11 protein-coding genes are annotated in these 12425 nt (G+C 57.5%); 3 read left to right on the forward strand and 8 right to left on the reverse strand.

Annotated elements, in window-relative coordinates; all coding sequences use genetic code 11:
* Positions 1-197 precede the first annotated feature (197 nt).
* Both fprA and SDD30_RS13135 read left to right on the forward strand, forming a co-directional pair.
* A complete protein-coding gene (gene fprA / locus SDD30_RS13130) occupies positions 198-1409 on the forward strand; it encodes a nitric oxide reductase FrpA (protein ID WP_434075379.1) in 1212 nt (403 codons plus the stop codon).
* 26 nt (positions 1410-1435) lie between these two features.
* Positions 1436-2125, forward strand: coding sequence for a flavin reductase (locus SDD30_RS13135; protein ID WP_434075380.1), 690 nt, complete (start codon positions 1436-1438; stop codon positions 2123-2125).
* Positions 2126-2226: 101 nt separating this feature from the next.
* On the opposite strand, the gene SDD30_RS13140 is transcribed toward SDD30_RS13135, so the two are convergent.
* From SDD30_RS13140 to SDD30_RS13170, 7 genes are all read right to left on the reverse strand, one after another.
* Complete coding sequence (locus tag SDD30_RS13140; protein WP_434075381.1) at positions 2227-2964, reverse strand: GltB/FmdC/FwdC-like GXGXG domain-containing protein; 738 nt, start codon at positions 2962-2964, stop codon at positions 2227-2229.
* 10 nt (positions 2965-2974) lie between these two features.
* Complete coding sequence (locus SDD30_RS13145; RefSeq protein WP_434075382.1) at positions 2975-4207, reverse strand: NAD(P)/FAD-dependent oxidoreductase; 1233 nt, start codon at positions 4205-4207, stop codon at positions 2975-2977.
* Complete coding sequence (locus SDD30_RS13150; protein WP_434075383.1) at positions 4204-4659, reverse strand: 4Fe-4S dicluster domain-containing protein; 456 nt, start codon at positions 4657-4659, stop codon at positions 4204-4206. Before SDD30_RS13150 ends, SDD30_RS13145 begins: the two co-directional genes overlap by 4 nt.
* Before the next feature lie 17 nt (positions 4660-4676).
* Positions 4677-6185: a glutamate synthase-related protein gene (locus SDD30_RS13155; RefSeq protein WP_434075384.1), complete on the reverse strand. Its 1509-nt coding sequence runs from the start codon at positions 6183-6185 to the stop codon at positions 4677-4679.
* Complete coding sequence (locus SDD30_RS13160) at positions 6167-7273, reverse strand: class II glutamine amidotransferase (RefSeq protein ID WP_434075385.1); 1107 nt, start codon at positions 7271-7273, stop codon at positions 6167-6169. The genes SDD30_RS13155 and SDD30_RS13160 overlap by 19 nt, the downstream gene beginning before the upstream one ends.
* 193 nt (positions 7274-7466) lie before the next feature.
* The gene (glnA, locus tag SDD30_RS13165; protein ID WP_434075386.1) at positions 7467-8801 is read right to left on the reverse strand and encodes a type I glutamate--ammonia ligase; all 1335 of its coding nucleotides are present in this window, start codon (positions 8799-8801) and stop codon (positions 7467-7469) included.
* 131 nt (positions 8802-8932) lie between these two features.
* Positions 8933-9559: an ANTAR domain-containing response regulator gene (locus SDD30_RS13170; protein ID WP_434075387.1), complete on the reverse strand. Its 627-nt coding sequence runs from the start codon at positions 9557-9559 to the stop codon at positions 8933-8935.
* A 258-nt stretch (positions 9560-9817) separates the two neighbouring features.
* On the opposite strand from SDD30_RS13170, the gene SDD30_RS13175 reads away from it, so the two are divergent.
* On the forward strand, positions 9818-10960 hold the full coding sequence (locus SDD30_RS13175; protein ID WP_434075388.1) for a PRK06851 family protein: 1143 nt from the start codon (positions 9818-9820) through the stop codon (positions 10958-10960).
* Between the two features lie 121 nt (positions 10961-11081).
* On the opposite strand, the gene glnA (SDD30_RS13180) is transcribed toward SDD30_RS13175, so the two are convergent.
* Entirely contained in the window at positions 11082-12413 is a 1332-nt protein-coding gene (gene glnA / locus SDD30_RS13180) for a type I glutamate--ammonia ligase (RefSeq protein WP_434075389.1), read from the reverse strand.
* Positions 12414-12425 lie beyond the last annotated feature (12 nt).

Consider the following 12425-nt stretch of genomic DNA (forward strand, 5'->3'; position numbering starts at 1 on the left):
CTTCATGCAAAAAAAGTATAGCACCTGACAGCAGGCATTGTCAAGGGAAAGTGGCTTAGTGATGTAAGTTGCTAAAAGGGCGCTATTCTTCATCTTGATTTCCTAACTTTGACAGGGTAAAATGGTGTCGAAAGTCAAGCCGTAAGGTGCAGAGTTACAAATCCAACCCTATAAAATTAAACCAGGGAGTGATTTTAATGGCCGCCGATTTTAACCAGCCAGTGAGTATTACCGATGGGGTTTACTGGGTAGGGGCCATCGACTGGAATATTCGTTACTTCCACGGGCCGACTTTTTCCACCCACCGGGGCACTACATACAACGCTTATTTTATTGTTGATGAAAAGACGGCTCTGGTGGATACCGTCTACGAACCCTTTAAAGAAGAGTTGATCGCCAGGCTGAAGCGAATCCAGGACCCGGTGCAAATCGATTACCTGGTGGTCAACCATACGGAGAGCGACCACGCCGGCGCCTTCCCGGCCATTATGGAACTCTGCCCGGGAGCGCACGTTCTTTGTACCCAGCGGGCCTTTGAAAGTCTTAAGGCGCACTACCCCAACCTGGACTTTAATTATACCATTGTCAAAACCGGCACTAGTATCAGCCTGGGCAAGCGTTCCCTAAACTTTATTGAAGCGCCCATGCTTCACTGGCCGGACAGCATGTTTACCTATATACCCGAAGAGTCCCTGCTCATACCCAACGATGCCTTCGGCCAACATATCGCCACTACTACCCGCTTCGATGATGAAATCGATGTCGGCCTGATTATGGACGAGGCGGCCAAGTATTACGCCAATATCCTTATGCCTTTCAACAATCTGATCGGTAAAAAGCTGGAAGAGATACAGAAAATGAATCTGGACATCAAAATCATTGCCCCTAGCCACGGTGTTATCTGGCGTAAGGATCCAGGCCGGATCGTGGCGGCTTATGCCCGCTGGGTTGAAGGCAAAGGTGACGCGAAAGCCGTCATTGCCTATGATACCATGTGGCTGGCTACGGAGAAGATGGCCCACGCCCTTATGGACGGCCTGGTGGCCGGCGGCTGCGAGGTCAAGCTCTTTAAGCTCTCCGTATCCGACCGTAGCGACGTGATCAAGGAGATCCTTGATGCCCGCGCCGTCCTGGTAGGCTCGCCGACCATCAATAACGACATCCTGCCGGTGGTTTCCCCCCTGCTGGACGAACTGGTGGGCTTAAGGCCGAAGAATAAGATTGGACTCGCCTTCGGTGCCTACGGCTGGGGCGGCGGCGCCCAGAAGATCCTGGAGGAACGTTTGAAGGCAGCTAAAATCGAACTCTTGGCCGAGCCCGGCCCGACAGTGAAGTGGGTGCCCGGGGCTGAGGACCTGCAACGCTGTTATGAACTGGGCCAGGAAATGGCCCTAAGGATAAAAGGATAATCGAGGATAATCAAAGGAGGGTTTTTATGGACACCAAGGCTCTGCACACTATCTCCTACGGGCTGTATGTGATTACCGCCAAAAAGGGCGAGCAGTTAAACGGCCAGATCGCCAATACGGTTTTCCAGATTACTTCTGAGCCACCGACCCTTGCCGTCAGCCTCAACAAGCAGAATTTAACCCATGAATTCATCCGGGACGGAGGGAGCTTCGCCGTCTCGGTCTTGAGTAAGGAGGCTTCCCTCTCCCTGATCGGTCAGTTCGGCTTCAAATCCGGCCGCGAGGTAGACAAGTTCGCCGGGGTAAACTATAAGCTGACTGCTGGCGGCCTGCCCTACCTCAGTGACCATACCCTGGCCTACCTGGAAGCCCAGGTCAAACAAATTGTTGACGCCGGTAGCCACAGCATCTTTATCGGCACCCTGACGGACGCCGCCGTTCTCCTCCAGGGCGAACCCATGACCTACGCCTACTACCACCAGGTCAAGCGCGGTACGACGCCGAAAACGGCCCCTACCTTTACCGCCGCCCGGGCTGAAGACCAACCGGCCCCTACTGCTCCTAAATACCAGTGCTCCATCTGCAACTACATCTACGACCCGGCCCAGGGCGACCCGGAACATGGCATTGCCCCGGTGACATCCTTTGCCGACTTACCGGACGACTGGACCTGCCCCATCTGCGGCGCGGGTAAGGACGCCTTTGAAAAAATCTAAGATGGCCCAGGATTACAGCCGTGGCTGCAATTCGTTTATATGTTGCAGCAGAAAAGCCACCCTCAATTGTGTGGGTGGCTTTTTATCATGCCGGATCAGTTTTAATAAGCGTACATGGTCCCATAGGGCCGCTTATTATAGGGGATCAGCTTGGTGAAGGGGCGGGCCAGGATCTTTTCGGCCTCCAGGTCGAAGTAGCGGGCGAACTCGCCGACGATCTCCCGCAGGCGTTGTTGATCGGCAGCCGTTGGCTTGACGGCCTTGACCTCTTTACCCAGGTAATAGGGATCCACCTGGCCGCGGATGAAGATCTCACCGCCGTGCATGCCGGTGGCCACGAAATTGCCGACCAGGGGCTCGCCGGGCTGCAGGTCCAGGCCCAGGAGGACCAGGGTGCCGCCGGCCATATACTCGCCAAAGAAATCCCCGGCTTTACCGCCGATGACAATCAGCGGGTTCTTCTCCCGGAAGGCCTTCATATGGATACCTACCCGGTAGCCGACGTTCCCACGGATAAAGATGCGGCCACCGCGCATGGAGTAGCCGGTAATATCGGTGGCGTTGCCGTGGATAATCACCGTACCGTCATTCATGGTATTGCCCACGCCGTCCTGGGCGTTGCCGAAGACCTCGATCTCCATACCGTCCATTAGGGCGGCCAGGTTGTTACCCGGCACGCCGAAGATCTCCAGGCGTCCCCGGCCCTTGACCCCGGCGCCGATATAGCGCTGGCCGTTGACGTCCTTTAAAACCAGTTCCTGCTGGCCGCTATCCAGGAGGGAGCGGATAGTAGCGTTCAGGTCCTGGTAGGACAGGCCCCTGGCATTCAAGATTTCCATAACCTGCACCTCACTTGGACAGCTGCTGCTGCCAGAGGGTTTCGGGGAGGCTCAACAAACCGAAATCCGGCTGTAGCAGTTGTTCTTTAAAGGGCGTTACCTCTATGCCTTCATCAATCAGGTAGCGGTAGAGGCCGGCCCGGTCGATTTTGTTGATTAGCAGCCCGCCTACCAGGCGATTGTCCTGGAGGACCAGTTTGCGGTAGATTGAGGCGGCGGGATCTACCTCTTTTAAGATTTCATAACTAGCGCCGGTGGCGGCGCTGTTGCCCAGGCTGATAAGATGCAACCCCAGGAAGCCCAGGGCGTTATAAGGCGCCGGGGGCCGGTAAGTCTCCCGGGCTCCGGCCATATTACGGCCGGCGATCTTCCCCTGGAGGGCGGCATGGGGCAATAGGGGCGGGTTGCCGGCTACCACATCTCCGGCGGCATAAACACCAGGCAGGCCGACGTTCAAGTCCGGTCCTACTACCACCCCGCGGTTCAGGGTTACGCCGGGCAGGTCCTGGAGCAGTTCGACGTTGGGCCGGACGCCGATGGCCACCACCAGGATGTCGGCTGCCAGCCGGCGGCCGGATTGGAGGGATAGGCTAAGACGATCGTTATCCCCCTGAGCGACGCTCGTTAAGGTATCATTCAAATAAATATTGATCCCTTTAGCTTCCAGGAAACCGGCCACCAGGGCTGCCGCCTCGGCGTCCAGGGCCGGGGCCCAGATGCGATCCGCCAGTTCTACCAGGGTGACGTGGACACCCCGCCGGACCAGGCTCTCCATAGCCTTCAGGCCGGTGGGTCCGGCCCCCAGGATGACTGCCTCCCGTCCTGGCTGGGCGGCAGCCTCCAGGCGACGGGCGTCGTCGTAGTTAATAAAAGTAAAGTAGTTATCCGGTGTTAAACCGTTAATCGGCGGTACGAAGGGCCAGCCGCCGGTAGCGATGAGCAGGCGGTCGTAGGGCAGGCTGGTACCGTCATCAAGGTATACTTCCATAGCCTGGGGATCCACTTTTATGGCCCGGCGTCCCAGGAGAACGCGGGCGTTATAACGGTCATAAAAGCTCGCCGGCCGGTAGGGCATCTCTTCATCCCGGACCCGTCCCTCCAGCCAGTAGGAAATGAGGGGTCGGCCGTAGGCAGGGTAGTTTTCAGCCGAGACGATGGTGACGTTCCCTTCCCGGTCGTATTCCCGGATGCCGGCTACGGCGTTGACGGCGGCTACTGAATTGCCGATCAGGACGTAATTCATGCCCCTGCCCTCCTCTCTTCCCAAACCAGGGCCCGGTTGGGGCAGCCGGCCACGCAGGCCGGTTCGTCTTCCTCCCGGCAGAGGTCGCACTTCAGGGGCACCGAGCGGCCGTTTTTCTCGCCGGGCCGGATGGCCCCGAAGGGACAGCTGGCGATACACGTCCAGCAGCCCACACACTTCTCCTCCTGGCAGTAGACAATCCCGGTAACCGGGTCTTTGACCATGGCGCCGGCGATGCAACCGGCAACACAGGCGGGGTCGTCGCAGTGGCGGCACTGGACGGCCACCGAGAGGGGCAGGCGCTCTTCCACCAGCACCCGGTTGGTATCCCTTAAATTTTCGCATTTATAAGCCCGGAAGAGATCGTGGCTCCGGGAATGGGCGACAATGCAGTTGACTTCGCACAGGTGGCAGTTCATACAGTAGGCCGGCCGGGCATAGACTTTCTTCACAGGTTCTCCCTCCCCCGTTAGATGGCTTCGCCGGCGTGCTTGACACCCAGGAGCCGCAGTTCGACTTCGTTCAAACCTACGCCCCGCAGGTGCAGGCGGTTGCCGCGCAGGCTCTCGATGGAGTTGATGCCCATGCCGCCCAGCATTTCCTTAATCTCGTGGGACCAGCCCCGCAGCAAGTTATAGAGGCGTTCGGCGCCGATCTCCGGGTTGATCCGCCGGGTCTTATAGGGGTCCTGGGTAGCGATACCCCAGCTGCACTTGCCGGTGTAGCACTTCTGGCAGAGGTGGCAGCCCAGGGCAATGAGGGCCGCCGTGGCGATATAAACGGCGTCGGCCCCCAGGGCAATGGCTTTAACGATATCGGCGCTGCTGCGGAAACCGCCGGCCGCCACCAGGGAGACATGATTGCGGATACCTTCGTCCCGGAGCCGCTGGTCGACGGCGGCAATGGCCAGCTCAATAGGGATGCCGACATGGTCGCGGATCATGGTCGGGGCAGCGCCAGTGCCGCCACGGAAGCCGTCGACGGTGATAATGTCGGCCCCGGCCCGGGCGATGCCGCTGGCGATGGCGGCCACGTTGTGGACGGCCGATACCTTGACTGAGACCGGCTTCTGGTAGCGGGTGGCCTCTTTTAACGTATAGATTAACTGTTTCAGGTCCTCAATGGAATAGATATCATGATGGGGCGCCGGCGACAGGGCGTCGGTGCCCTCGGGAATCATCCTTGTCGCCGATACGGCGGCGGTGATCTTTTCTCCGGGCAGGTGACCGCCGATACCCGGCTTGGCGCCCTGGCCGATCTTAATCTCCACCACCCGGCCGGCATTCAGGTAGTCGGCATGGACACCGAAACGGCCGGAGGCTACCTGGACCACGGCATGGTCGGCGTACTGGTAGAGATCCTCGGGGAGGCCCCCCTCGCCGGTGTTGAAGAGAGTGCCGAATTCTTTAGCCGCCCGGGCCAGGGATTCGAAGGCCGTATGGCTGATGGACCCGTAGGACATGGCCGAGAACATGATAGGTGTCGCCAGGGGGACCAGGGGGGTCCGGGTTTTGTCCTGGCGCTCCTTCAGGGACACTGGTTCGGTACGGCTGCCCAGGTAGGTCCGCAGTTCCATGGGTTCCCGCAAGGGGTCAATGGATGGGTTGGTCACCTGGCTGGCATTTAATAATAACCGGTCAAAATAGGTGGGATAGGGCTGGTCGTTGCCCATCCCCGTCAGCAGCACCCCGCCGGTTTCCGCCTGCTTCATAATGTTGCGCAGGTGCCCCTCGCTCCAATAGGCATTGGGCCGCATGGGCGGCGGGTTCTTGTAGATCGTCAGGGCCCCGGCCGGGCAGATGCTGACGCACCGCTGGCAGTTGACGCAGTTGGCGTCAAGGGTGTACAGGCGGTCGTCGGCAGCGTCATACTGCTGGGCGTCAAAGCCGCACTGGCGCACGCAGGCCAGGCACTTGACGCATTTATTCTCATCGCGGACGATGCTGAACTCGGGGGGCATCAGGCTGAGAGTCGGCATTGAGCTTCCTCCTCCAGGCGGCCGACAACCGGCTCGCCGCCCCGCGGGTACCAGACCTGTTCCACGTCAGGGCAAATCTCCCGGATGGCCGCTTCTTCACTAGCCACATAAAGGGTACTGGCTTGAGCACCGGCCACTAGGGGCCGCAGTTTCAGGCGGTCATTCAAAGCCATGATGCCCCCGCTAAAGCCGACAATGATGGAAAAGGGGCCATTCAGCAGGAGACTGCCGTAGACCACCCGCAGGCGGGTGTAGAGGTCGCGCTCCCCGGCCGGCAGGCGGTCGATTTCCTGCCAGAAGGGGGCCGCCAGGACCCGGGCTGCCAGCTCCAGGGGTAGCTTGTGGCGGCGGACCAGGAGGTCAATGGCGTAGGCGATGACCTCCGTATCCGTCTGCAGGGTGATTTTATAGTCGTACATCTCCAGGAAACGACGGTTGGCGCCGTAGGACGAGACCTCGCCGTTGTGAACGACGGACCAGTCCAGCAGGGTGAAGGGATGGGCCCCGCCCCACCACCCGGGGGTATTGGTGGGAAAACGCCCGTGGGCGATCCAGCTGTAGGCCTGGTATTCATCGAGGCGGAAGAACTCACCGATGTCCTCAGGGTAACCGACCCCTTTAAAGGCGCCCATGTTTTTGCCGCTGGAGACCACATAGGCGCCGTTGACCTGGGCGTTGATGCGCATGACCAGCCGGGTCATGAAGTTCTCTTCCGTCTCCTGGGATTCATCAATTTTCGACACCCTGGGGGTGACAAAATAGCGCCAGAGCAGGGGCGCCTTGCCGATGGATTTGACATGCCGGGTGGGGATACGGTCCTCGGCTTCAATATAAAAATTTTCTTTAATGAGATCCTCAACCTGGTTGCGGCTTAATTTGTCTTCAAAGAGCAGGTGCAGGGCGTAATAATCCTTGTATTCCGGGTAAATGCCGTAGGCGGCGAAACCGCCTCCCAGGCCGTTAGATCGCTCTTGCATCAAAGCGATGGATTTGATGATGGCCTGGCCGTCGACCCGGCGGCCGTCTTTATTGATGAAACCGCTAATGGCGCATCCCGCTGGGATCCGGTAATCTCCCTCCCTGAGCATCGTTGCTCACCTCCGTATATGGGATGTGAGAGGTGAGAAGGGGGAAGTGAGATCTGAGGTGGAAACTGGCTACGCCAGTTTCAAATTAGAGCCTCTCAACCTCTCGTTGATTGCTGTTCGGGTTAAATTACGTCAGCCCGCTGGTGTAGGTTGTTTTTCGCTTGCTCAAACGTTAGCCTCTATGGAGGTTTTCCTAGAATTTGGTCAGGTACTGTTCGATCTCCCACTGGTGGACCCGGGTGCGATATTCATCACACTCCAGTTTCTGGGCCAGGGTCAGGCGTTCGTAGATATGGGGTCCCAAGGCGGCGCGGATAACTTCGTCCTGCTCCAGAGCACTTATAGCTTCCTCCAGGCTGCCGGGCAAGATGCCGATGCCCTCGGCTTCCAGTTCCGCCGGGGCCATGGCAAAAATGTTTTTATCCGTCGGCGGCGGCGGTGTCAGACCCTTTCTGATACCGTCCAGGCCGGCCTGCAGGAGGACAGCCAGGGCTAGGTAGGGGTTGCAGGAGGGATCCGGGTGGCGCACCTCAATCCGGGTGGAGGCTCCCCGTTTGGCCGGCACGCGAATTAGGGGGCTGCGGTTGCGTGGCGACCAGGCAATATAGACCGGTGCTTCGTAACCCGGCACCAGGCGCTTATAGGAGTTAATCGTAGGGTTGGTGACGGCCGTCATGGCCCGGGCGTGGGTCATGACACCGGCGATAAAGTTGTAAGCCACCTTGCTTAAGCCCAGCTCGCCGGACGGGTCGTCGAAGGCATTCTTGCCATCTTTTGATAACGAGAGGTTGGCGTGCATGCCGGAACCATTGATGCCAAAGATGGGCTTGGGCATAAAGGTGGCGTGGAGGCCGTGCCGCTGGGCAATGGTGCGGACCACAAATTTAAAGGTGGCAATGCGGTCGGCGGTAGTCAGGGCCTCGGCGTATTTAAAATCGATCTCGTGCTGGCCGGGAGCCACCTCGTGGTGGGAGGCTTCGATTTCAAAGCCCATCTGCTCCAGGGTCAGGACCATGTCCCGGCGGGCGTCTTCACCCAGATCCACCGGGGTCAGGTCAAAGTAACCGGCGCGGTCCTGGGTCTCCAGGGTCGGCCGGCCGTCGGCATCAGTATGGAAAAGGAAGAATTCGGCTTCCGGACCGGCATTCATGGTAAAGCCCATTGCTGCCGCCTCAGCCATTACCCTTTTTAAAGTGCAACGAGGGCAACCGGCGAAGGGCGTGCCGTCCGGGTTGTAGACGTCGCAGATAAGGCGGGCCACCGAGCCCTCGTGGGGCCGCCAGGGGAAGACGACGAAAGTGTCGGGATCCGGACGCAGGTACATATCGGATTCCTCGATGCGGACAAAGCCTTCAATGGAGGAGCCGTCGAACATGAGCTCGTTATTAAGGGCTTTGGGGAGCTGATCTACCGGAATAGCGACGTTTTTCAGCACCCCGAAAATATCGGTAAACTGGAGGCGAACAAACTTGACGCCCCATTCCTCAGCCCGTTGCAGTACTGCGGCTCTCTTTTCCTTATCATCCATCGAAATTTTTCCTCCTCAAAATAGGGTTCTCGCCTATAAAATAGCGCCCAGAGGGGTAGAAGTAGCCTGCCCCCTTCAGGACGCCGTTGCCCTCAAGTAGCCCCATTGAACTATGTTTTTATCTAAGGTCCTTATGCTTTACCGGAATTCCCGCCTTTATCTTTGGCCGCCGGGCCGCCCTGCTGGAGTTCATGGGCGACAATAATGGCTTCGGCGATGGTCTTCATGGGTACGCAGCGATCCATACTCTGGCGCTGCAGGCGCCGGTAGGCCTCGGCCTCCGTTAAACCCATGGTATCCATTAATATCCCCTTGGCCCGCTCCACGACTTTGCGGGAGGCCAGGGTTTCCTTTAACTTACTGATCTCCTGTTCCAGGCGGGTTACCCGGCGAAAATTGGCCAGGGCCGCTTCTATTGCCGGGATAAGGGTACTTTCCTGGACCGGTTTGATAAGATAGGCAAAAACAGGAGGATCCTGGGTATGAATAAGCAAATTGCGGCGCCAAGTAGAGGCCAGGAGGATCACCGGCGCTACCCGGTCCTCATCAATGATCCGGGCTATTTCCAGGGCGCTGGTACCCTGGAGATCGCTATCCAGAATCACCAGACCGGGCTGCAGGGTACGGATCATTCGCAGGGCCTGGCTGCCATCCGGGGCTTCCCCGGCGATAAGGTAACCTTCGCGTACCAGCATGTACTTCAGGTTTTGCCGGGCAGACGAGTCGGCACAGGCAATAAAAATTTTAGCTTGCTCCATGGACTTTGGTCACTGCCCCCCTCGCGCTACGTCGTTGTAGCTATGTCGAGGACGCCGTTGCCCCGCGAAATTGTTTTTCATTTATTGTTGACCATATTATAAGGGATGAAGGGGGAAATGGCAATAGGTTGGCGATGTGTATTATGTATTTTAAAAGGAGTTTTCGCATTATGGAATGGACTTTCTGCATTCTGGCAGGCAAGTTTGGCCTGGGCGAGCATAAAGATTAAGTAAGCCATTTCAAAGGAGGATAAAGCCATGGGCCAAGGCAAGTTGAAGAAGGTCTTTCCCGGAGGCAATACCTGCGAAGGTTTCTACTCCTTTTATGACTACATTATCGAACCCGACGCTACCCGCATCTTTATCGCTAAGGGCGGCCCGGGGGTAGGTAAATCCACCTTTATGCGGAAGATTGGCGAGGCCATGCTCGCCAGGGGGTATGATGTTGAGTTCCATTGTTGTTCCTCGGATAACGGCTCCTTGGATGCCGTGGTAATCCCGGCCATTAAGGTGGCCATCATCGACGGCACAGCGCCCCATGTCGTCGACCCGAAAAACCCCGGCGCCGTTGATGAGATTATTCACCTGGGCGACTACTGGGACGAGGCCTTGATGCGCGCCCATAAGGAAGAGATCCTTACGGCCAACGCCCGGGTGGGGCGCCTCTTTCGCATTGCCTACAGCGCCCTGCGGGAGGCCAAGGTTATCCGGGACGAATGGGAGAGTTATGTCTCGGAATGTATGCAGGAAAGCCAGGTCAATAAAGCTGTAGCAGGTTTACTGCAGGCCATCTTCAGCGGCGTCGCCCCCCGCTATGACCGGCCGGCTAAAGTACGCCACCTCTTTGCTACCGCCATTACTCCTGATGGGATCATCACCGGTCATGTCGAATCTCTGCTCCAGGATGTTCAGCAACTCTATACCCTGGCCGGGGAGCCGGGGAGCGGTGTGCCCCAGGTCTTAGGCCGGATAGCCGATCTCGCCCATGAAAAGGGCCTGCATACGGAGGTTTATCACTGCCCCTTCAATCCTAAGAATATTGACCTGGTAATCATGCCGGAGATCAAGGTGGCGGCCATGAATGTCCAACCGCCCCATACTTATGATCCCTCCTCTCTGCCGGATCTGACGGCTATGAAGCTCAACTTGTCTTCTTTTATCGATAGGGAAAAACTGGCTGGCTACGCCCACGAACTCAGCAGTGCCGCCTACCGTTATCAGGCTTGCCTGGACCGGGCTGTGGCCTACATCCGCCAGGCCAAGCTGACCCATGATTATATGGAAAACTTCTATATTCCGGCCATGAACTTCGCGGCTATAAACGCGAAACGCCAGGAAATCCTGCAACGTATCCTGAACTACGCTGCCGAATTTCCCGGCGTCCTTGATGCAGCCAGTTAATAGTTTAAGACCTTAACGGCAGGACGTTTAGCCTGAAAAAGGACCCCTCTGCTATTTTAATCATTACTGTTTCCCTCTGGCAGCGGCAGCCCTTGACTATCGACATAGCCACTGACAAGCCTTAAAACATAGTCAAGTATTGCTGTACTTCCCAGGGATGGACTTGCAGGCGGTATTCATCCCATTCCTTCTGTTTGGCTTCGACAAAACGTGCGTAGATATGCTCGCCCAGGGCTTCCCGGATAACTTCATCTTTAGCCAGTTCCGCCAGGGCTTCCTTTAAATCTCCCGGCAAACTACCGATGCCCAGATCGCGGCGTTCAGCAGCAGTCATTTCATAAATATTACGCTCGGTGGGCGCCGGGGGCTGGAGCTTATTTTTAATCCCGTCCAGGCCGGCTTTGAGCATCACGGCCAGGGCCAGGTAAGGGTTACAGGCCGGGTCGGGATTGCGTAATTCTATTCTAGTTGAGGCCCCGCGCTTGGCCGGTACGCGAATCAAGGGGCTGCGATTGCGGGGGGACCAGGCGATATACACCGGGGCCTCAAAACCTGGTACCAGGCGTTTGTAAGAATTGATGGTCGGGTTGGTAACGGCGGCAAAAGCCCGGGCGTGGTGCATCAGACCGCCGATATAGTGATAAGCTATCTCGCTTAGTTGCAGGGGTGCGTCGGGGTCATAAAAAGCGTTTTTCCCGTCTTTAAATAACGATTGGTGGGTATGCATGCCGGAACCGTTGATGCCGGCCACAGGTTTGGGCATGAAGGTGGCATGCAGGCCATGGCGCTGGGCAATGGTGCGGACAACGAATTTAAAGGTGGCTATCTTGTCGGCCGTAGCTAGGGCGTTGTCGTACTTGAAGTCAATCTCGTGTTGACCGGGAGCCACTTCATGGTGAGAGGCTTCAATCTCAAAGCCCATGGCTTCCAGGGAGAGAACCATATCCCGGCGGGCGTCTTCCCCCAGATCCACCGGCGACAGGTCGAAGTACCCGGCCTGGTCTTGGGTTTCCAGGGTCGGTTTTTTACCGTCAGTGTGGAAGAGGAAAAACTCCGCCTCCGGGCCAGCGTACATGGTATACCCCATGGCATCGGCTTCAGCTAGAGCTTTTTTTAGAACTCCCCGCGGGCAGCCGGCAAAGGGGGTGCCGTCGGGGTTATAAACGTCGCAGATTAACCGGGCCACAGCACCGTCCATGGGCCGCCAGGGAAAAATGGCGAAAGTAGAAGGATCGGGCCGCAGGTACATGTCCGATTCCTCGATGCGGACGAAACCGTGGATGGAAGAGCCGTCGAACATTAATTCCCCGTCCAGGGCTTTTTCTAATTCGCCCGGGGTAATGGCCACATTTTTCAGCACTCCGAAGATGTCGGTGAATTGGAGCCGGATAAAACGGACATTCATTTCTTTAACGCGTTGCAGGACATCTTCCTTAGTCAGCTGTTCGTTCACTTTTTTCCCTCC

Origin of the sequence: Moorella naiadis (nom. illeg.), from assembly GCF_051020825.1 — a bacterium.
In the GTDB taxonomy this organism is placed as follows: Bacteria; Bacillota; DSM-521; order Neomoorellales; family Neomoorellaceae; genus Neomoorella; species Neomoorella naiadis.

Excerpts from the sequence above, each read along its gene's own strand:
- SDD30_RS13145 (WP_434075382.1), bottom strand. The coding sequence starts at position 4,207 with ATGAATTACGTCCTGATCGGCAATTCAGTAGCCGCCGTCAACGCCGTA.
- SDD30_RS13170 (WP_434075387.1), bottom strand. The coding sequence starts at position 9,559 with ATGGAGCAAGCTAAAATTTTTATTGCCTGTGCCGACTCGTCTGCCCGG.
- SDD30_RS13140 (WP_434075381.1), bottom strand. The coding sequence starts at position 2,964 with ATGGAAATCTTGAATGCCAGGGGCCTGTCCTACCAGGACCTGAACGCT.
- fprA (WP_434075379.1), top strand. The coding sequence starts at position 198 with ATGGCCGCCGATTTTAACCAGCCAGTGAGTATTACCGATGGGGTTTAC.
- SDD30_RS13155 (WP_434075384.1), bottom strand. The coding sequence starts at position 6,185 with ATGCCGACTCTCAGCCTGATGCCCCCCGAGTTCAGCATCGTCCGCGAT.
- SDD30_RS13135 (WP_434075380.1), top strand. The coding sequence starts at position 1,436 with ATGGACACCAAGGCTCTGCACACTATCTCCTACGGGCTGTATGTGATT.
- glnA (WP_434075386.1), bottom strand. The coding sequence starts at position 8,801 with ATGGATGATAAGGAAAAGAGAGCCGCAGTACTGCAACGGGCTGAGGAA.
- SDD30_RS13160 (WP_434075385.1), bottom strand. The coding sequence starts at position 7,273 with ATGCTCAGGGAGGGAGATTACCGGATCCCAGCGGGATGCGCCATTAGC.
- SDD30_RS13175 (WP_434075388.1), top strand. The coding sequence starts at position 9,818 with ATGGGCCAAGGCAAGTTGAAGAAGGTCTTTCCCGGAGGCAATACCTGC.